At 51.9% G+C, this 19,568-nt stretch carries 16 protein-coding genes; 10 read left to right on the top strand and 6 right to left on the bottom strand.

Annotated features, from left to right (window positions below; translation table 11 throughout):
- Nucleotides 1–24: 24 nt before the first annotated feature.
- The 4 genes from RHD99_RS18560 to RHD99_RS18575 all read left to right on the top strand — a co-directional run bounded on the left by RHD99_RS18560 (nucleotide 25) and on the right by RHD99_RS18575 (nucleotide 3,165).
- Nucleotides 25–795 carry an SDR family oxidoreductase gene (locus RHD99_RS18560; protein ID WP_309875818.1) on the top strand — a complete coding sequence of 257 codons (771 nt, stop codon included), beginning with the start codon at nucleotides 25–27 and terminating at the stop codon, nucleotides 793–795.
- A 58-nt stretch (nucleotides 796–853) separates the two neighbouring features.
- Complete coding sequence (locus tag RHD99_RS18565) at nucleotides 854–1,708, top strand: co-chaperone YbbN (RefSeq protein ID WP_309875820.1); 855 nt, start codon at nucleotides 854–856, stop codon at nucleotides 1,706–1,708.
- A gap of 99 nt (nucleotides 1,709–1,807) precedes the next feature.
- Nucleotides 1,808–2,722, top strand: coding sequence for an SPFH domain-containing protein (locus tag RHD99_RS18570; protein WP_270140108.1), 915 nt, complete (start codon nucleotides 1,808–1,810; stop codon nucleotides 2,720–2,722).
- Nucleotides 2,719–3,165: an NfeD family protein gene (locus tag RHD99_RS18575; protein ID WP_309875822.1), complete on the top strand. Its 447-nt coding sequence runs from the start codon at nucleotides 2,719–2,721 to the stop codon at nucleotides 3,163–3,165. Before RHD99_RS18570 ends, RHD99_RS18575 begins: the two co-directional genes overlap by 4 nt.
- Nucleotides 3,166–3,248: 83 nt before the next feature.
- Here RHD99_RS18575 and cueR read toward each other — a convergent pair whose 3' ends face one another.
- Complete coding sequence (gene cueR / locus RHD99_RS18580) at nucleotides 3,249–3,650, bottom strand: Cu(I)-responsive transcriptional regulator (protein ID WP_309875824.1); 402 nt, start codon at nucleotides 3,648–3,650, stop codon at nucleotides 3,249–3,251.
- Between the two features lie 234 nt (nucleotides 3,651–3,884).
- Here cueR and copA point away from each other — a divergent pair, with 234 nt between their 5' ends.
- The 4 genes from copA (at nucleotide 3,885) to RHD99_RS18600 (ending at nucleotide 9,007) form a co-directional block, all read left to right on the top strand.
- Nucleotides 3,885–6,392, top strand: coding sequence for a copper-exporting P-type ATPase CopA (gene copA, locus RHD99_RS18585; RefSeq protein ID WP_309879212.1), 2,508 nt, complete (start codon nucleotides 3,885–3,887; stop codon nucleotides 6,390–6,392).
- A gap of 101 nt (nucleotides 6,393–6,493) precedes the next feature.
- Nucleotides 6,494–7,288 carry a TraB/GumN family protein gene (locus RHD99_RS18590; protein ID WP_309875826.1) on the top strand — a complete coding sequence of 265 codons (795 nt, stop codon included), beginning with the start codon at nucleotides 6,494–6,496 and terminating at the stop codon, nucleotides 7,286–7,288.
- A gap of 250 nt (nucleotides 7,289–7,538) precedes the next feature.
- Complete coding sequence (gene ybaK, locus RHD99_RS18595; RefSeq protein WP_309875828.1) at nucleotides 7,539–8,018, top strand: Cys-tRNA(Pro)/Cys-tRNA(Cys) deacylase YbaK; 480 nt, start codon at nucleotides 7,539–7,541, stop codon at nucleotides 8,016–8,018.
- A 101-nt stretch (nucleotides 8,019–8,119) separates the two neighbouring features.
- Complete coding sequence (locus RHD99_RS18600; RefSeq protein WP_309875830.1) at nucleotides 8,120–9,007, top strand: AraC family transcriptional regulator; 888 nt, start codon at nucleotides 8,120–8,122, stop codon at nucleotides 9,005–9,007.
- 136 nt (nucleotides 9,008–9,143) lie between these two features.
- Here RHD99_RS18600 and ushA read toward each other — a convergent pair whose 3' ends face one another.
- Nucleotides 9,144–10,796, bottom strand: coding sequence for a bifunctional UDP-sugar hydrolase/5'-nucleotidase UshA (gene ushA, locus RHD99_RS18605; RefSeq protein WP_270140120.1), 1,653 nt, complete (start codon nucleotides 10,794–10,796; stop codon nucleotides 9,144–9,146).
- A gap of 189 nt (nucleotides 10,797–10,985) precedes the next feature.
- Here ushA and RHD99_RS18610 point away from each other — a divergent pair, with 189 nt between their 5' ends.
- Entirely contained in the window at nucleotides 10,986–12,194 is a 1,209-nt protein-coding gene (locus tag RHD99_RS18610) for an MFS transporter (protein WP_183271275.1), read from the top strand.
- A 214-nt stretch (nucleotides 12,195–12,408) separates the two neighbouring features.
- Nucleotides 12,409–14,085: a YbaL family putative K(+) efflux transporter gene (gene ybaL / locus RHD99_RS18615; RefSeq protein ID WP_183271276.1), complete on the top strand. Its 1,677-nt coding sequence runs from the start codon at nucleotides 12,409–12,411 to the stop codon at nucleotides 14,083–14,085.
- Between the two features lie 138 nt (nucleotides 14,086–14,223).
- Here the strand turns inward: ybaL and RHD99_RS18620 are convergent, their stop codons facing one another.
- The 4 genes from RHD99_RS18620 to htpG all read right to left on the bottom strand — a co-directional run bounded on the left by RHD99_RS18620 (nucleotide 14,224) and on the right by htpG (nucleotide 19,486).
- The gene (locus RHD99_RS18620; RefSeq protein ID WP_183271277.1) at nucleotides 14,224–15,528 is read right to left on the bottom strand and encodes an inosine/guanosine kinase; all 1,305 of its coding nucleotides are present in this window, start codon (nucleotides 15,526–15,528) and stop codon (nucleotides 14,224–14,226) included.
- A 63-nt stretch (nucleotides 15,529–15,591) separates the two neighbouring features.
- A complete protein-coding gene (gene hemH, locus RHD99_RS18625; protein WP_309875831.1) occupies nucleotides 15,592–16,554 on the bottom strand; it encodes a ferrochelatase in 963 nt (320 codons plus the stop codon).
- A gap of 168 nt (nucleotides 16,555–16,722) precedes the next feature.
- A complete protein-coding gene (gene adk / locus RHD99_RS18630) occupies nucleotides 16,723–17,367 on the bottom strand; it encodes an adenylate kinase (protein WP_034458097.1) in 645 nt (214 codons plus the stop codon).
- Between the two features lie 244 nt (nucleotides 17,368–17,611).
- Nucleotides 17,612–19,486 carry a molecular chaperone HtpG gene (gene htpG / locus RHD99_RS18635; RefSeq protein WP_309875833.1) on the bottom strand — a complete coding sequence of 625 codons (1,875 nt, stop codon included), beginning with the start codon at nucleotides 19,484–19,486 and terminating at the stop codon, nucleotides 17,612–17,614.
- Nucleotides 19,487–19,568: the final 82 nt, after the last annotated feature.

The following is a 19,568-nucleotide window of genomic DNA, read 5'->3' on the forward strand; positions in this document are numbered from 1 at the left end:
TCGGAGCTTCGCGCGGGTAAAGTTATGCAAAAATCAGTTTTAATTACAGGTTGTTCCAGCGGTATTGGTCTTGCCTGCGCACAAGATTTAAAACAACAGGGTTACCGCGTTCTGGCCGCCTGCCGCAAGAACGAAGATGTCGAACGCATGAATCAGGCCGGATTTACCGGAGTATTGCTCGATCTCGACTCCCCTGAAAGCGTGCAAGCAGCGGCAGCAGAGGTTATCGAACTTACGGGTAATCGCCTGTACGGGCTGTTTAATAATGGCGGATATGGCGTTTATGGGCCGCTACAAACGCTTTCGCGAGAACAGCTTGAGCAGCAATTTTCGACCAATTTATTTGGCACCCATCAACTGACGATGCTGTTGCTTCCGGCGATGCTCCCGCATCGTGAAGGGCGAATCGTGATGACCAGTTCGGTCATGGGACTGGTTTCCACGCCGGGTCGTGGAGCCTATGCTGCCAGCAAATATGCGCTGGAAGCCTGGTCTGATGCGCTACGCATGGAACTGCATCACAGCGATATTAAAGTCAGTTTGATTGAGCCTGGCCCCATTCGTACGCAGTTTTCGCAAAACGTAAACCAGACGCAATCCGACCATCCGGTAGAAAATCCGGGGATCGCCGCACGCTTTACGCTTGGCCCAGAAGCAGTGGTGGTAAAAGTGCGCCATGCTTTTGAGAGCCCGAATCCAAAATTACGCTATCCGGTCACGTTAGTTGCCCATGCTTTAACATGGTTGCGTCGTCTGTTACCGGGTCGCATGTTAGATAAAATTTTACGTGGTTAGTTGAAGCACCCGCCGCCAACCCCCATGTAAAAAACAAATCTTGAAAAGAGAGTGACTCATGTCTGCACAGTACAATATCGATATCACCGAAGCGAACCTGCACCAGACGCTAGAACAATCCGTTACTACGCCGGTGCTGTTTTACTTCTGGTCGGCGCGCAGCCAACATTGCGAGCAACTCACGCCGGTTCTGGACAAACTTGCCGCACAGTATCAGGGGCAGTTTCTGCTTGCCAAAGTGGACTGCGATGCCGAGCAAATGGTCGCATCACAGTTTGGTTTGCGCAGCATTCCTACCGTGTACTTGTTCCAGAATGGCCAACCGGTAGACGGTTTCCAGGGGCCGCAACCAGAAGAAGCGATTCGCGCCCTGCTGGAAAAAGTGCTGCCGCGTGAAGAAGAGTTGAAAGCGCAAGAAGCCATGCTACTGATGCAAGAAGGCAAACACGCTGAAGCGTTGCCGTTGCTCAAAGATGCGTGGCAATTGTCTAACCAAAACAGCGAAATTGGCCTGATGCTGGCGGAAGTGCAAATCGCACTGACGCGTTGCGAAGACGCTGAAGCGGTGCTTAAAACCATTCCATTACAAGACCAGGATAGCCGTTATCAAGGGCTGGTCGCGCAGATTGAGCTGCTAAAGCAAGCGGCTGATACCCCCGAGATCCAATTGCTGCAACAACAGGTTGAGCAAGATCCTGAAAATGCACTGTTAGCCAGCCAACTGGCGCTGCAACTGCATCAGGTCGGGCGCAATGAAGAAGCGCTGGAACTGCTGTATACCCATATGAAAAAAGACCTCGGTGCAGCAGATGGTCAAGTGCGCAAAATGATGATGGAAATCCTTGCCGCCCTCGGAACAGGTGACGCACTGGCATCTAAATATCGCCGCCAAATTTATTCGTTGCTCTATTAATTCAAATAATTCAAAAAGCTTATTCAGGACATGGAAGTCGCAGAAAATTTCCGCGTTAAGCGTTAGACTTACATCAAAATAACAATGGAGGTTTTTTTGATGTTAATCGTCATTCCTGTACTGATCCTCGTCGCGCTGATTATCGTCGGCGCCGGGGTAAAAATCGTGCCGCAAGGCTACCAATGGACAGTGGAGCGCTTCGGTCGTTACACCAACACTCTGATGCCAGGCTTAAGCCTTGTGGTGCCGTTCATGGACCGCATTGGCCGCAAAATCAATATGATGGAGCAAGTGCTGGACATCCCTTCCCAGGAAGTCATCTCTAAAGATAACGCCAACGTCGCCATCGATGCCGTGTGCTTTATTCAGGTTGTTGACGCGCCGCGTGCGGCCTATGAAGTCAGTAATCTTGAACTCGCCATCATTAACCTCACCATGACCAACATTCGTACGGTGCTGGGTTCTATGGAGCTTGATGAAATGCTATCGCAGCGTGACAACATCAATACGCGCCTGCTGCATATCGTGGATGAAGCGACAAATCCATGGGGTATCAAAATCACCCGTATCGAGATCCGTGATGTGCGCCCACCGGCTGAACTGATTGACGCGATGAATGCTCAGATGAAAGCCGAGCGTACTAAACGTGCATACATTCTGGAAGCCGAAGGGATCCGCCAGGCTGAAATTGTTAAAGCCGAAGGGGATAAGCAGTCGAAAATCCTGAAGGCTGAAGGTGAACGCCAGTCTGCTTTCCTGCAAGCGGAAGCTCGTGAACGTAGTGCTGAAGCGGAAGCACGTGCGACGCAAATGGTGTCCGAAGCTATCGCCAAAGGGGATATTCAGGCGATTAACTACTTCGTTGCCCAGAAATACACCGACGCGTTGCAGCACATTGGCTCATCCAATAACAGCAAAGTGGTGTTAATGCCGCTGGATGCCACCAGCCTGATGGGGTCGATTGCCGGTATTAGCGAACTTATCGCGCAAAGCGGTAACGAGCGTAAAAAATGATAACCCTGCTGTTTGCTCACGCTCATATCTTCTGGCTGACGCTGGGTGGCCTGCTTCTGGCCGCTGAAATGCTCGGCGCCAGCGGTTATCTGCTGTGGAGCGGCGTTGCAGCAGTGCTGACCGGTTTGCTGGTATGGGTTGTGCCACTGGGTTGGGAATGGCAAGGCGTTTGCTTTTCCATTCTCACGCTGGTTGCTGCATTTTTGTGGTGGCGCTGGCTGTCTACACGTAAGCAGCAAGAGCCGGGGGAAGCGCTCAATCAGCGCGGTCATCAACTCATTGGCAGGCACTTGCGTCTGGAGACTACCCTGGTGAATGGCCGAGGCCATGTGCGCGTAGCCGATAGTTCATGGCCGGTGATGGCCGAGAGTGATTTAGCCGCAGGCACTGAAGTTGTGGTGGTAGCTGTTGAAGGCATCACGTTGAAAATACAGGCCGTTTAGCGCGTGTATTGTAGAATGTCGCCACGCTAATCCGGCCGACGAAAACCATTGCAGGGTGGATTAGCGAGCGACATTCACCACCATTATTGGCGGTGGCAACATCCCGCAAGATTATCGATGATGGGGCAATCCGCGCTGTCATCACCTGGGCATGATTCGGCAAGCGCGAGCAATTGCTGACGCATCGCCTGCAATTCACCGATGTGTTTCTCAATATCCGCGACTTTCTGCAAAGTGCGCGCTTTTACATCCGCACTGTGGCGCGCCGGATCATTGAACAAGTTAACCAGTTCCCCGCACTCTTCAAGATTAAACCCGACCTGGCGCGCCTGGCGCAGTAATGTCAGCTCATCAAGATGCTTTTGCGTGTAAGTCCGGTAGCCGTTTTCGCCACGGTTCGGCACGGTCACCAACCCCTTCTCTTCATAAAAACGAATCGCTTTGCTGGTTAAACCGGTCTTTTTGGCAACATCGCTAATATTCACTTTTCCCCCTTGACCTTCCCCTGACTGGAAGGTTTAAGCTTTATAGTAAGTCATGAAAAAAACTTCGACGAGTAAAATTCAATAATCCAATTATATACCCGAGGGATTTCGGATTGCAGGAAGGCGGCAAGCGAGCGAACCCCGATGAGCTGACTAAAGTCAGTGATTCGGGTGAGTGAACGTAGCCAACGCATCTGCAATTTGAAAGACAATGGGGATACAAGGAGTCTGATGATGTCTCATATAATCGATCTCAACCTTGATGGCCTGACTTGTGGCCATTGCGTTAAACGCGTTAAGGAAAGCCTGGAACAACGGCCTGACGTTGAACAGGCCGAGGTGACGCAAACTCACGCCAGCGTAACGGGCACGGCTTCCGTTGACGAATTAATCAATACCGTGAAACAAGCCGGATACGACGCGACGGAGGCTAGCCACCCAAAGGCTGATCCGCTGGCAGAGTCATCAATCCCGTCGGAAGCACTGACAGCGGCATCCACCTCGCTTCCGACAGCCACCGAAGATGACGACGATAGCCAACAGTTGTTGATCAACGGGATGAGCTGCGCCAGTTGCGTGACCCGGGTACAGAGTGCGTTACAAAACGTCCCTGGTGTCAGCATGGCGCGGGTAAACCTTGCCGAGCGCAGCGCCCTGATTATGGGCTCTGCCTCCGCCGAATCATTAGTTAAAGCCGTTGAAAGCGTAGGTTACGGCGCTGAAGCCATTGAAGATGATGCGAAACGCCGTGAACGTCAGCAAGAAACCGCCAACGCTGCCGTTAAACGTTTCCGCTGGCAGGCGATTCTGGCGCTGGCCGTCGGTATTCCCGTGATGGTGTGGGGAATGTTCGGTGACAATATGATGGTTACCGACGACAACCGTTCGTTGTGGCTGGCTATCGGCATTGTCACGCTAGGCGTCATGGTGTTTGCCGGTGGACATTTCTATCGCAGTGCCTGGCGTAGCTTGCTCAACAAAACCGCCACCATGGATACGCTGGTCGCATTGGGTACCGGGGCCGCATGGATCTACTCCATTACCGTCAACATTTGGCCGCAGCACTTCCCGATGGAAGCACGCCATCTTTATTACGAAGCCAGTGCGATGATTATCGGTCTGATTAACCTCGGACATATGTTGGAGCAACGTGCCCGCCAACGTTCTTCTAAAGCGCTGGAACGCCTGCTGGATTTAACGCCGCCTACCGCACGAGTGGTCACTGAGGAAGGTGAGAAAAGTGTCCCGCTGGCTGAAGTGACCGCTGGGATGGTACTGCGATTGACGACCGGTGACCGCGTGCCGGTCGATGGTGAAATCACCCAAGGCGAAGCCTGGTTTGACGAAGCGATGCTGACCGGCGAGCCGGTGCCGCAACAAAAATCAACTGATGAGCCGATTCACGCAGGGACCGTGGTGCAAGATGGTAGCGTGCTGTTCCGCGCTACCGCAACAGGTAGCCACACCACGCTTTCACGTATTATCCGTATGGTGCGCCAGGCGCAGAGCAGTAAGCCGGAAATCGGCCAGCTTGCCGATAAAATCTCGGCGGTATTTGTTCCCGTCGTCGTGCTCATTGCGTTGTTTAGCGCCGCAATCTGGTACTTCTTCGGCCCGGCTCCACAAATCGTTTATACGTTGGTCATTGCGACTACCGTGCTGATTATTGCCTGCCCTTGTGCGCTGGGCCTGGCAACGCCGATGTCGATTATTTCTGGCGTGGGCCGTGCCGCTGAGTTTGGTGTTTTAGTCCGTGATGCCGACGCGCTGCAACGCGCCAGTACGCTCGATACTATCGTCTTTGATAAGACCGGGACGCTAACCGAGGGCAAACCGCAAGTGGTCGCGGTCATAACCGACAACACCTGGTCTGAGGATGATACGTTGAGGCTGGCAGGCGCACTGGAACAAGGCTCAAGCCACCCGCTGGCACGCGCGATTCTTGATAAAACAGACGGTGTAGAACTGCCCCAAGTGAATGCCTTCCGCACCTTGCGTGGGCTGGGTGTCAGCGGTGAAACCGAAGGGCATCAGTTGTTGCTCGGCAACAAAGCGCTGATGGATGAGCAAAATGTGGATACCGCCCAGATGGCGGCAGAAATTGAAGCTCAGGCCAGCCGTGGCGCAACACCGGTTCTGCTGGCGGTAGATGGCAAACTGGTCGCATTATTTGCCATCCGCGATCCCCTGCGCGCCGACAGCGTTAGCGCGTTGCAACGCTTGCACCGTAACGGTTATCGCCTGGTGATGTTGACCGGGGATAACCCAACAACGGCTAACGCGATTGCGAAAGAAGCCGGTATTGACGAAGTGATTGCAGGTGTTCTGCCGGACGGCAAAGCGGATGCGATTAAAAAGCTGCAACAACAAGGTCGACAAGTCGCGATGGTCGGCGATGGTATCAACGATGCGCCAGCTTTAGCGCAGGCTGAGGTAGGGATTGCGATGGGCGGTGGGAGTGATGTTGCTATCGAAACCGCCGCCATTACCTTAATGCGCCACAGTCTGGTTGGGGTTGCTGACGCGCTGGCAATATCCAAAGCCACGCTTCGCAACATGAAGCAGAACCTGTTAGGGGCGTTTGTCTATAACACCCTGGGGATCCCAATTGCCGCCGGGATTTTGTATCCATTGACCGGCACGTTACTCAACCCGGTGGTTGCCGGAGCAGCAATGGCGCTGTCATCCATTACCGTGGTCAGCAACGCCAACCGTTTGTTGCGCTTTAAACCGAAAGACTGACCTGGCTTCCCCACTCCACCAGGAGTGGGGAAATTTGCGCCCAACGCATTGCAGCGGTAGCATGACTTTTTAGCCATCTATTTATCCAGGAACAGAGCTATATGGGTCTGTTGCAAAGAATTAGCACGCTTTTCTCACGCTTCACTGCAGCGACTTATCCCTGGCCCGCGCTTGATATCACACTTCCAGGTAACCGCTCGCTGCACCTACTCGGCAGTATTCATATGGGCACATGCGACATGGCGCCGCTGTCCGAGAAGTTGATTAACAAACTCAAGGATGCCGACGCGCTGATTGTTGAGGCTGACATCACTGAGAGCGGTTCCCCCTTCCCCGATATTCCCGATGACCTGCCGCTAGAGCAGCGCCTGTCTGCCGAAAACTGGGCACAGGTGATGTCGCTCATCGAGGAGTTGGGAATCCCGTTGAGCCAAATTGATAACCAACCGGCCTGGCAAATAGCCCTGGTGCTACAAGCTCACCAGGCGCAGCGCCTCGGTTTGCGTGCCAATTACGGGATTGATTTTCAGTTACTGGAAGCGGCAAAAGCGATGGCGGTTCCCGTTATTGAGCTGGAAGGTGCGCAGCATCAAATTGATATCCTCACCCGTTTGCCCGATGGCGGTATGCCGCTGTTAACCGACACGCTAACGCACTGGCACACGAATGCTCGCCTGCTGCAAAAGATGATCAGTTGGTGGCTGGAAGCACCGCCACAGCGTGGGAATGTGGAATTGCCGAACACGTTTGGCGACGAACTCTACGATGTACTGATGCATCAGCGTAATCTTGCGTGGCAGCATTTCCTGCAACAATTGCCCGCCGGGCGCTATGTCGTTGCCGTTGGCGCATTGCATTTGTATGGAAAGGGAAATTTACCCGAGCTATTGAAGTGATACCCGCAATAATACGAGTGGCAGAACGGTGGCGAGAGATAAAAAAACGGCCAATATCGCTATTGGCCCGTCAAAGAGGAATTTGTATATTATTGTTGTTCTTCTAACCAATTTAATGGCCAGAAATGGAATTGTCGCTCAATGTGACGATTAACGCTATCACTATTAAGTCTCAATATAATTTTTATAAAACATATCACGTTGTTTACTAGATCGTGCGCTTTTAAGACAAAGCCACCAGGAAGGTTATATGACACCAGCAGTAAAACTTCTCGAAAAAAACCGCATTTCATTTCAATTACATGCTTACGACCACGATCCCAGTGAGACAAATTTTGGTGACGAAGTCGTCCGAAAGCTGGGTTTGAATTCCGATCAAGTCTACAAAACGTTACTGGTTTCCATCAACGGTGATATGAAGCAACTTGCGGTAGCCGTTACGCCTGTTTCCGGACAGTTGGATTTAAAGAAAGTGGCTAAAGCACTGGGTGCCAAGAAAGTGGATATGGCCGACCCGATGGTGGCACAGCGCATCACCGGTTATCTGGTTGGCGGCATTAGTCCGCTGGGGCAAAAGAAACGCCTGCCGACAGTCATCGACGCCCCCGCGCAGAATTTTCCTTCTATCTATGTTTCAGGAGGCAAGCGCGGGCTGGATATTGAACTGGCCGCCGCTGATCTCGCAAAACTGCTGAATGCGACCTTTGCAGAGATTGCCCGCCGCGATTGACGCACTTACCAGGTAATCCTCCCATACCCTAAATAAAGAGCAATATCAGTCAGGACTGCACCATCTGATACCGGCAAAGTAAACGCCTTGAGGGAGGAATAATGAATAGCGAAAGACATCAACTTTATGCCCGGCGTTTTGAGCAAGTTTTTGCCTATATCGAACAGCATCTGGACAGCGCGCTAACCGTCGAGCAACTCAGCGAAGTCGCCTGTTTTTCGCGTTTTCACTTTCATCGGCAATTCAGTCAATTCTGTGGAATCAGCATTAGTCGTTACATCACGCTAATGCGGTTAAAAAGGGCCTCTTTCCGGCTGGTAAACGACCCACAAGAAAGAGTCATTAACATTGCCCTTGATGCCGGATTTGAAAATCCTGAATCATTTTCCCGAGCCTTCAAAAATACCTTCGGCCTGACGCCCAGCGAGTTTCGCAAAGATCCTGTCTGGGTTGACTGGCATGTACATTTTCAATTTCCCGGAAGGGAAAATCAGCAGAGGCTTGAAAATATGGATGTGAAAATTATTACCGTCGAACCGATGAAGGTGGCAGTGCTGGAACATCTTGGTGACCCGATGCGGGTCAATAATACGGTTGCGACGTTTATTGAGTGGCGTAAAGCGTCAGGGCTTTCAGACTACATTACGCATGGGACTTACGGTGTGCCGTACAGCGACCCGGCGACAACTCCGGGTGAAGAGTTTCGTTTCGATGTTTGCGGGGAGTTAAGCAAAGAAGCCAAAGGCCAGGTTCCAGAAAATCCGCAGGGTGTTATCTGTAAAACCTTGCCCGGTGGCCGTTGTGCAGTGGTTCGGCATGTCGGTGCCTACGAGCGCATCAGCGATAGCGTTTACTATCTTTACCGTCAGTGGTTGCCGCAAAGCGGTGAGGAGTTACGCGATTTTCCGGTCTATTTCCGCTACCTGGAACTGGATCAAAATCACCCGGAACATGCGCAGCAGACGGATATTTTGTTGCCGTTGAAATAGCCCTCACCCCGGCCCTCTCCCCCAGGAGAGGGAGAAAAACTGGTCAGTGAACGTCTTCAGGGAGAAAACCAGGCCAGTGAGAACACAGTCAGTTCCCTCTCCCTTTGGGAGAGGGTTAGGGTGAGGGGAAATGCTCTTACTGCCAGCTCACTTCCCCCTTCGGCTCGTAAGCATTCACATCAAGTGGAGAATTTTGCTCGATGTACTGTTTCAGCACTTCCGCATCCACAAAACCGGTATTCACATAGCCCGGTTTTTTGTCGATTTCTGGATATCCATCGCCACCGGAAGCGTTAAAGTTCAATGTCGCCATACGGTAAGTTTTTGCGGGATCTACGGGCTCACCTTTGATTTTCAAATCTTGCAGGCCTGCGGCTGTTGCCACAAAGCTGACATTTGAGAACTGCGGATACGCGCCAGAGTCAGGTTTCTTCTGCGCAACCGCGCTCAGATACTCGACCACATCTTTGCCCGTCATATCGATATACGTGACGGTATTCCCAAATGGCTGCACTTTCAGCACGTCTTTATAAGTGATGTCTCCGGCTTCAATAGAATCACGGATACCACCACCGCTCATGACGGCAAAGTCTGCACTGGTGCGCGCCATTTGTGCCGCAAGCAACAGGTGCGCAAGGTTAGTTTGCACAAAACGCACTTTACTGCGATCGCCTTCCATGTGGCCGTTAACACTGCCAACTTTAACATTCAGCTGTGCCTGACCTTTATTCTGGAATGGCGTCAGCAGTGAGAGCATCTGCTGGTTTTCAGGGATCTGCGGCGTGTAGAGTACGCGCTCACTTTCACCGTTATCGTAGGTTATCTTTTTCTTCAGGTTGATCGGGATTAGCTGGTAATGCACCAGTTTCATTTCGCCATTACGGAACTCGAAATCAGCACGGCCAACGTATTTGCCCCATTCGTGAGCCTGAACAATCCAGATCCCGTTTTGCTGATCCGGTGCACAAGGTGTGCCGGGTACGTAATCAACCTGCTTTTTATTCTCGGCAGCCATACAAACTGGGTTTTGCGAGTGTCCACCCACAATCATCGTCAGCGCACCAGCCGGCAAACTGCGAGCCATTTCCACATCGCCTGGCGCGTTAGAACCATGTTGACCATTATCGTAGTGGCCCATATGCGTTGCCGCGATCAAGACGTCTGGTTTTTCAGTCGATTGCAGCTCCTGAATCACCAGTTTCGCTTCATCCGCCGGTTTACGAAATTCGATGTCGACGAAGTTTTCCGGATTGCCAATTTTCGCCGTGTCGTCCGTGGTTAAACCGATAACCGCGATTTTAATACCCTGCGGCTTGAAGATAGCCCACGGTTTAAACAGACGCTCGCCGGTGCTTTTCTGGTAAATATTGGCCGACAGCAGCGGGAATTTGGCCCACTTTTCTTGCTGGCGTAAAACAGAGAGCGGGTTGTCAAATTCATGGTTGCCGATAGCCATCGCATCGTAGCCAATCAGGTTCATGCCACGGAAATCAGGTTCTGCATCCTGCAAGTCAGATTCAGGAACACCGGTGTTGATATCACCACCAGACAGGAGCAGTACGCTGCCACCCTGCTCTGCCACCTCTTTACGAATGCTATCGACCAGAGTTTTTTGCGCAGCCAGCCCGTATTCCGCGTGTTCATTACGCCAAAAATGACCATGGTGATCGTTGGTGTGCAGAATGGTGATGTTATAGGTTTTATCTTTTTCCCACGCCAGTGCAGACGCGCTGGTTAGGCTAACTGCCATCAGCAATGCTGTGGCCACCCCTTTCACTACGAACTTCATCGCAAATCTCCATATTCAATAAATACTTCCGCACCAATAGCAGACAGCTACTAGCATAGACAAATAACTTTTCACGATTGTGACTTTCTTCGGAACTTTTCAGAAGGTATGTTAGCAGGGTAACGATATTCTACGGTTCCTCCCGTGAGCCGTTCTAAAATATAATAATCAAATCTATTACAGGTACTTATGGCAATCTCGGAACAAACTCTCGCAGCGACGGAGCCTAAAAAGGCGCGCACTGCGTTCGGAATTCTTGGAGCAATCAGCCTTTCTCATTTGCTCAACGATATGATTCAGTCGCTCATTCTGGCCCTCTACCCGCTTTTACAGAGTGAGTTCTCGCTGAGTTTTGTCCAGATTGGGATGATAACGCTGACCTTCCAGGTCACATCATCACTGCTTCAGCCGGTAGTAGGATACTACACCGACAAATACCCGATGCCATGGTCATTGCCGATTGGTATGTGCTTCACACTTTGCGGCTTAGTGATTCTGGCATTGGCCGGTAGTTTCCCGATGGTGCTACTGGCGGCAGCGCTCGTGGGCACAGGTTCTTCGGTATTCCACCCGGAATCGTCCAGGGTGGCGCGTATGGCATCCGGTGGTCGTCATGGCCTTGCGCAGTCGCTGTTCCAGGTTGGCGGTAATTTTGGTAGCTCACTCGGCCCGTTGCTGGCTGCGCTGATCATTGCCCCATACGGCAAAGGTAATGTCGGCTGGTTTGTGCTGGCAGCCCTGTTGGCGATTATTGTATTGTTGCAGATTAGCCGCTGGTATGCCGCGCAACATCGCATGGCTAAAGGTAAAACCGCCGCGCCGGTGGTTAACCCGCTGCCGCGCAAAAAAGTGATTCAGGCGGTGACCGTTTTGCTGGTGCTGATTTTCTCCAAGTATTTTTATATGGCGAGCATCAGCAGCTATTACACCTTCTACCTGATGCACAAATTCGGTTTGTCGGTGCAGAACGCCCAGTTCCATCTGTTTGCCTTCTTGTTTGCGGTGGCAGCGGGTACGGTGATTGGTGGGCCGGTCGGCGACAAGATTGGCCGTAAATATGTTATCTGGGGTTCAATCCTCGGCGTCGCGCCATTCACCCTTTTCCTGCCGTATGTTTCGCTGTACTGGACGGGGATCCTGACGGTTATTATCGGTTTTATCCTCGCCTCGGCATTTTCAGCCATTCTGGTTTATGCGCAAGAGTTGATGCCAGGACGCATCGGTATGGTTTCCGGGCTGTTCTTCGGTTTTGCCTTTGGTATGGGCGGTTTGGGTGCTGCGGTACTCGGCCTGGTAGCCGACCATACAAGTATCGAGTTAGTCTATAAAATATGTGCTTTCCTGCCACTTCTTGGGATACTGACCATATTCCTGCCTGACAATCGACATAAGTCATAGTTATAAGGGCCAGAGAGACGCTCTGGCCCATCATTCCCGCCACAGTTCTCCAGACCTTTCTTAAATTAAGCGTATAAAACTCCCATCAGGCACTGCTTTTTGTCTAAATGCGCCTTATATCCAATATTCGCTGATTTTACATCTACATTGATGGAAAAATTGTCATAAACTAAAAATAGCTTTTTGGATTTGAACACTTACGCAAGGAGACGGAATGCACCACGCCACCCCGCTTATCACCACCATTGTCGGAGGCCTCGTACTGGCCTTTTTACTCGGTATGCTTGCTAACAAACTGCGCATATCACCGTTGGTGGGCTATTTGTTAGCTGGGGTATTAGCTGGCCCTTTTACGCCAGGTTTTGTCGCGGATACGAAGCTTGCTCCAGAACTTGCTGAGTTGGGTGTGATCCTGCTGATGTTTGGCGTCGGTCTGCATTTCTCCTTAAAGGATTTGATGGCGGTAAAGGCTATCGCCATCCCAGGAGCTATCGCCCAGATTGGTGTGGCGACGCTGCTGGGAATGGCGCTTTCATCGCTGATGGGCTGGTCACTGATGACCGGTATCGTGTTCGGCCTGTGTCTTTCTACCGCCAGTACCGTCGTATTGCTGCGTGCGCTTGAAGAACGGCAATTAATTGACAGCCAGCGCGGGCAAATCGCGATTGGCTGGTTGATTGTTGAAGATCTGGTGATGGTATTAACGCTGGTTCTGCTGCCTGCTGTTGCGGGTATGATGGAAAAAGGCGACGTCGGTTTTGCGACTCTGGCGCTGGACATGGGGCTGACCATCGGCAAAGTTGTAGCATTCATCGCGATTATGCTGATTGTAGGCCGCCGACTGGTCCCCTGGATCCTGGCGCGGAGCGCGGCTACCGGTTCACGCGAGCTGTTTACGCTGGCTGTTCTCGCCCTGGCGCTTGGCATCGCCTTTGGTGCGGTCGAATTGTTTGATGTGTCATTTGCGTTGGGTGCGTTCTTCGCCGGGATGGTGCTCAATGAGTCTGAGCTCAGCCATCGTGCCGCCCATGACACACTGCCGCTACGCGACGCTTTCGCAGTGCTGTTTTTTGTCTCAGTCGGTATGTTGTTCGACCCGATGATCCTGATTCAGGAACCACTCGCGGTAGTTGGCACCGTCGCTATCATCATCTTTGGCAAATCTGTGGCCGCATTCTTCCTGGTGCGCCTGTTCGGCCACTCACAACGTACCGCATTAACCATCGCCACAAGCCTCGCGCAAATTGGTGAGTTCGCATTCATCCTTGCGGGTCTGGGCATGGCGCTCAATCTGTTACCGCAGACCGGGCAAAATTTGGTGCTGGCCGGTGCGATTTTGTCGATTATGCTCAATCCCATTTTGTTTGCGGTACTTGAGCGTTATCTCGCGAAAACCGAAACCCTGGAAGAGCAAACCCTGGAAGAGGCCATCGAGGATGAGAAGCAGATCCCGGTGGATATTTGCAATCACGCGCTGCTGGTGGGCTTTGGCCGCGTAGGGAGTTTACTGGGCGAGAAGTTAATGGCTCAGGGTATTCCGTTAGTGGTGATTGAAACCTCTCGTAGCCGGGTTGATGAATTGCGCGAGCGTGGGATCAGAGCAGTACTCGGAAATGCAGCCAATGAAGAGATCATGAATCTTGCCCATCTTGATTGTGCTCGCTGGTTGTTGTTGACGATTCCGAACGGTTACGAGGCCGGTGAGATTGTCGCGACAGCGCGCGCGAAATATCCGGATATCGAGATCATTGCCCGCGCCCATTATGACGATGAGGTGGATTACATCACCGAGCGTGGTGCGAATCAGGTGGTGATGGGCGAGCGTGAGATCGCCAATACGATGATGGGGATGTTGGATAAGCCGGTGGTTCAGGAAACGGTGACGGGTTAAGTTTTCGCCCTCATCCCGACCTTCTCCCACAGGGAGAAGGGGAAAAACGGGTTATCCCCTCTCTTACGGGAGAAGGGAAAACCGGACTATCCCCTCTCTTGCGGGAGAGGGTTAGGGTGAGGGCAAAAAACGCGTTGATTAACGCTCCCAGTAAGACTCTTCGAGACTATCTTCGCGCTCTGGCAAACCCCGCGTCAGACGCGGAGAATGCTGGTTCAATACCTGATAACTCACACGGTTCGCGTATTTGCACACCTGCGCCAAAGACGAATAAGTCAGCCAGGTAAACTGATGTTTGCTGGAATTTGGCACGTTAGAGCGGTGATAATTATTTGCCGTAATATCATGCAGTAATGCCGCCAGCGCACCATCACCCGCGCCATTGGTATTCATAATTTTCTCAGGCCCGCCCATGTATGGCGCAATGTGCGAGAAAATACGCATCGGGTTCTGGCAATCTTTATGGCGCATGGCACGGCTAAATTCGTACTGGTTAAATTCAGCGATCGCTCCTGGCAACAGCGGATGTTGCGTGGTGCGTTTTGCCGATTCTTCAGTAAAGGCCGCCATGTACAGCCCGACCGGCCCCGCGGTACACAATACTAAATCGACCCAATCCAGCGCTTTATCGGCCGCCAGCAGCGGATCGTTTTCACCTGTCAGTGCCAGCCCTTCTTCTTCGTTCATCGCCAGAATCGAGACATGCTCTTTCAGGAATGCCTGCCACCACTCTGGGTTTTCGGCAATAACGTATTTGGTGCCCAGCGTCAGCACTACCGGTACATTGTACTTTTTCGCGTAAGCGATGGCCTGCATGGTCGCTTCCGGCATGGGCTCGCCGTCTTTGCAACGCACTAAATATGAGGTCAACACCAGCGCAGACGCACCGGCAATCACCTCTTCAGGAATGCTGTCGGCGCGTAGCTGATTCATATGACCCGGACTAATGGCAAAGGTACGTTCACCCTGCTCGCCAATCAGCGTAAAGCAGCGGCCAATCGCGCCGTCCACACCTTGCAGGTAGTTGAGGTCAGTACGGCTGGAGGTATTGCACAGATAGCGGTAGGCGTAGCTACCGATTTCGATATTGCTGCACATTACGCCCAGCAGAACAGAGCGGTCATCGGCCAGAACCGAATAGTTGTGCATCGTATTACCAATGGTGCCGCCAGCAAACTGGTGAGTAATCAGATCTTTTTGCACCAGTTCCTGATATAGCGCTTCGGCCACATCGTCTTCAATCACCAGTGAATGGCCGAAACTCAAACCGTAACGATGAACAAACTCGTCATCCACTTTGGCTTCGATATCCACCAGCGTTTGATCGATCCCGACGACCCAGGAAGTACCAGTTTCATTTTCAGGCTGAGCCTGTTGCAGTAAAGGATCGCGCGCGCTCACCGGGAAGTAGTGTTTGGATTTTCGTTTGCCGGGAAATTTCATGATGTTGTTCGGAAGTAGCTAATCAGGCCGGAAATGGTAGCACATTAACGGCCAAAAGCGGGATCAGCGATATTTTTCTACAAGACTCATCATCATTGCGATATGCGCCGGGTCATCATTGAGGGCAGGAATATATTCATACTTGGTGCCACCCGCCTCGAGGAACACTTCACGGTTTTGCACCGCCATCTCTTCGAGAGTTTCGAGGCAATCGGCGGAGAAACCAGGGCACATGACCTGAATGTGTTTCACCCCTTTTTCAGCCAACATTTTCAGCGTTTCGTCGGTATACGGCATTAGCCACGGTTCGCGGCCAAAACGCGACTGATAGGTCATCATCACTTTTTCTGGTGGCAGCTCGAGGGCGGAAAGCAACTCGCGCGTGGTGTCGCGGCAACGCTGTGGATAATCATCGCCTTCGTTGGCATAACGCTGCGGAATTCCATGGTAGGAAAGCAGCAAAACATCCGGCTCGCCGTGCTGGGCGAAAGAGTGTTTGACCGAAGCCACCAGCGCATTGATGTAGGAGGTGTTATCGGCGTAGTCACGAATCAGGGAAATCGACGGCAGCGAACGGTAATCAGCAAAAATGCGCCCTAATTCATCCCAAACAGCAGCAACAGTCGAGCAAGAGAATTGTGGATACAACGGCAGCACGACGATGTGATCAACGTTGTGAGACAAAAGTTCGTCCACTGCACTTTTCAATGACGGTGAGCCATAGCTCATGCCGAGCGCGACTGGGGTACCCGGCATTTGCGCTGCCAGAGCGACTTGCTGACGTCGGCTATAAACAAGTAGCGGCGAGCCTTCGTCCATCCAGACGGACTGATACAACTTTGCAACCCGTGAGGAGCGCAGCGGTAAAATCACGCCTCGCAGCAGTGGCCACCACAACAGACGCGGGGTATCAACGACGCGTTTGTCGCTGAGAAACTGGCGCAGGTAGCGTTTTACCGCCGCCGGAGTAGGGGCATCAGGTGTGCCAAGGTTTGCCAGTAAAATACCCACTTTTTCCTGATTCATTTCCACTCCTTATCAACAAATTGCTGATAATTGTAACGTAAAAGTGGCACAGGAGAACCGATTACAGCGAAAGGGTAAAAAATGGATAAAAAAATACCAGGAACAAGTCCTGGTATTTTTATCGACCCAAAAGATTTCGAGGTGCAACTTGAAAGATGACGGGTTGGGTTAGCCGAGGATTTTAGCCAACTCTGCGCTAACTTCGGTCACTTTACGGGTGCCGTCGATTTTTACGTATTTGGTGTTACCCGCTTCCGCTTCTTTGCTGTAGTAAGAGATCAGCGGAGCTGTCATCTGATGATATTCCACCAGGCGCTTACGCACGGTTTCTTCCTGATCGTCTTTACGGGTGGTCAGCTCTTCGCCGGTTGCATCGTCTTTACCTTCCACTTTTGGTGGATTGAAGGTGACGTGGTAAACGCGGCCAGATGGCGCATGTACGCGACGACCGACGATACGCTCAACAATCAGTTCGTCAGGTACTGCGAATTCCAGAACGACGTCCACGTTGATGCCCGCTTCTTTCATCGCATCAGCCTGTGGAATAGTACGAGGGAAACCATCAAGCAGGAAACCGTTGCGGCAATCTTCCTGGGTAATACGCTCTTTCACCAGCGCGATAACCAGTTCATCTGTAACCAGTTTCCCGGCGTCCATAATGTCTTTTGCTTGTTTACCCAGCTCTGAGCCAGATTTTACTGCGGCACGCAGCATGTCACCGGTGGAGATTTGCGGAATGCCATATTTCTCCATGATGAACTGAGCCTGAGTTCCTTTACCTGCGCCCGGAGCGCCAAGCAGAATAATACGCATTGCGTAATTCCCCATTCGTTTGGATTTTTGTGTATTTAGATTTGAGGCGATGACCTTACCATTAAAGGCATATTCACCTCAAGAATGGCAGGTATTTCAGGTGGGGTTAGTTGATTTGAAATGCCCTCACCCCGGCCCTCTCCCCCAGGAGAGGGAGAAAACTCGATCCATTTCTCCCAGGAGAGGGGGAACGACTCGATCCAGTCCCCTCTCCCTGAGGGAGAGGGTTAGGGTGAGGGAAAACTTAGGAAGCCAGCAATTGATTCATACGGCGAATGAATTGGTTTGGATCTTCCAGGGTGCCACGTTCAGCTAACAGCGCCTGGTCGAGCAGTAATTCGACCCATTCGCCGAACTGCGCTTCATCCTGAGTATCTGCAACACGTTTCACCAAACCGTGATCCGGGTTCAGCTCGAAGATGTACTTCACTTCTGGCACTTCCTGGCCCGCAGCGGCAAACAATTTCGCCATTTGCGTGCTCATGTCGTTGCTGTCAGTGGTCACGATAGCAGGCGTGTCGGTCAAACGGTGCGTCAGGCGCACTTCTTTAACACGCTCGCCCAGCAGGGTTTTCACGCGGTCAACAAATGGCTCAAGCGCTTTTTCAGCTTCTTTCGCTTCTGGTGTCTCTTCGTCAGCCAATTTTTCCAGCGTCTCATCAGTCTTACTGACTGACTGGAATGCTTTACCATCGAACTCAGTCAGATAGCTCATCATCCACTCATCGATGCGATCGGAAAGCAGCAGAACTTCAATGCCTTTCTTACGCAGCAACTCCAGGTGCGGGCTGCTCTTCGCGGCCGCATAGCTGTCGGCAGTGATGTAGTAAATCTTCTCCTGGCCTTCTTTCATGCGTGACACGTACTCTTCCAGCGACACAGTTTGTGCAGCGGAATCGCTATGCGTCGTCGCAAAGCGCAGCAGTTTAGCGATAGTTTCCTGGTTCGCATTATCTTCAGCAGGGCCTTCTTTGAGCACCAGGCCAAAGTTTTTCCAGAAGGTTTGGTATTTTTCGCTATCGTCTTTCGCCAGTTTTTCCAGCATCTGCAATACGCGTTTGGTCAGCGCACTACGCAGGTTCTGAGTCACACGGCTGTCTTGCAGAATTTCACGCGACACGTTCAGCGGCAGGTCATTGGAATCTATCAGGCCGCGAACAAAACGCAGGTAGTTCGGCATGAACTGCTCTGCGTCGTCCATGATGAACACGCGCTGCACGTACAGTTTCAGGCCGTGTTTATGATCGCGATTCCACATATCCCACGGCGCCTGGGACGGGATGTACAGCAAGCTGGTGTACTCTTGTTTCCCTTCCACGCGGTTGTGGCTGTAGGTCAGCGGGTCGGTGAAGTCATGAGCAACATGCTTGTAGAACTCGTTGTACTCTTCGTCTTTAATTTCAGACTTGCTACGGGTCCACAGTGCCTGAGCTTTGTTGATTTTTTCCCAGCCGAGGATAGTTTCGCCATCTTTCTCTTCACGGGTTTCAATCTCAACCGGCAGAGCAATGTGGTCGGAGTATTTACCGATGATAGAGCGCACACGCCAGTCATCTAAGAACTCGTCTTCGCCTTCACGCAGGTGCAAGGTAATTTCGGTCCCGCGGTCTGCTTTGGTGATATCCGCAACGGTATATTCGCCCGCACCTTCAGATTCCCAGAACACCGCTTGATCCGCAGGAACTCCAGCCGCACGAGTACGCACGGTCACTTTGTCCGCCACGATAAATGCAGAGTAGAAGCCCACACCAAACTGGCCGATAAGCTGGCTGTCTTTCGCCTGGTCGGAACCCATGGATTCAAGGAAGGCTTTGGTGCCAGATTTTGCAATGGTCCCGAGGTGATCAATCGCTTCGTCGCGCGTCATCCCGATGCCGTTATCAGCAATCGTCAGGGTGCGTTTTTCTTTATCAAATGAGACACGCACACGCAGCTCACCGTCACCCTCGTAAAGATCGGCCTGGGACAGCGCGCGGAAGCGCAATTTGTCTGCCGCATCGGAGGCGTTGGAGATCAGCTCACGCAGGAAAATTTCTTTATTTGAGTAGAGGGAGTGGATCATCAGGTGCAGAAGTTGTTTCACTTCAGACTGGAAGCCACGAGTCTCTTGTCCTTTCATGGTCATTGATACCTCAACAAAATCAAAATACAGGGGTGATGAAAACGTTGAGGGAGATATGAGGATAAGCAGAGGAGATTTC

The sequence above is a fragment of the Buttiauxella selenatireducens genome, assembly GCF_031432975.1.
Classification (GTDB): Bacteria; Pseudomonadota; Gammaproteobacteria; order Enterobacterales; family Enterobacteriaceae; genus Buttiauxella; species Buttiauxella selenatireducens.

Bases quoted from the DNA above. Each gene is read 5' to 3' on its own strand.
- RHD99_RS18560 (WP_309875818.1), top strand. From the start codon at position 25: ATGCAAAAATCAGTTTTAATTACAGGTTGTTCCAGCGGTATTGGTCTT.
- RHD99_RS18565 (WP_309875820.1), top strand. From the start codon at position 854: ATGTCTGCACAGTACAATATCGATATCACCGAAGCGAACCTGCACCAG.
- RHD99_RS18570 (WP_270140108.1), top strand. From the start codon at position 1,808: ATGTTAATCGTCATTCCTGTACTGATCCTCGTCGCGCTGATTATCGTC.
- RHD99_RS18575 (WP_309875822.1), top strand. From the start codon at position 2,719: ATGATAACCCTGCTGTTTGCTCACGCTCATATCTTCTGGCTGACGCTG.
- copA (WP_309879212.1), top strand. From the start codon at position 3,885: ATGTCTCATATAATCGATCTCAACCTTGATGGCCTGACTTGTGGCCAT.
- RHD99_RS18590 (WP_309875826.1), top strand. From the start codon at position 6,494: ATGGGTCTGTTGCAAAGAATTAGCACGCTTTTCTCACGCTTCACTGCA.
- ybaK (WP_309875828.1), top strand. From the start codon at position 7,539: ATGACACCAGCAGTAAAACTTCTCGAAAAAAACCGCATTTCATTTCAA.
- RHD99_RS18600 (WP_309875830.1), top strand. From the start codon at position 8,120: ATGAATAGCGAAAGACATCAACTTTATGCCCGGCGTTTTGAGCAAGTT.
- ushA (WP_270140120.1), bottom strand. From the start codon at position 10,796: ATGAAGTTCGTAGTGAAAGGGGTGGCCACAGCATTGCTGATGGCAGTT.
- RHD99_RS18610 (WP_183271275.1), top strand. From the start codon at position 10,986: ATGGCAATCTCGGAACAAACTCTCGCAGCGACGGAGCCTAAAAAGGCG.
- ybaL (WP_183271276.1), top strand. From the start codon at position 12,409: ATGCACCACGCCACCCCGCTTATCACCACCATTGTCGGAGGCCTCGTA.
- RHD99_RS18620 (WP_183271277.1), bottom strand. From the start codon at position 15,528: ATGAAATTTCCCGGCAAACGAAAATCCAAACACTACTTCCCGGTGAGC.
- hemH (WP_309875831.1), bottom strand. From the start codon at position 16,554: ATGAATCAGGAAAAAGTGGGTATTTTACTGGCAAACCTTGGCACACCT.
- adk (WP_034458097.1), bottom strand. From the start codon at position 17,367: ATGCGTATTATTCTGCTTGGCGCTCCGGGCGCAGGTAAAGGAACTCAG.
- htpG (WP_309875833.1), bottom strand. From the start codon at position 19,486: ATGAAAGGACAAGAGACTCGTGGCTTCCAGTCTGAAGTGAAACAACTT.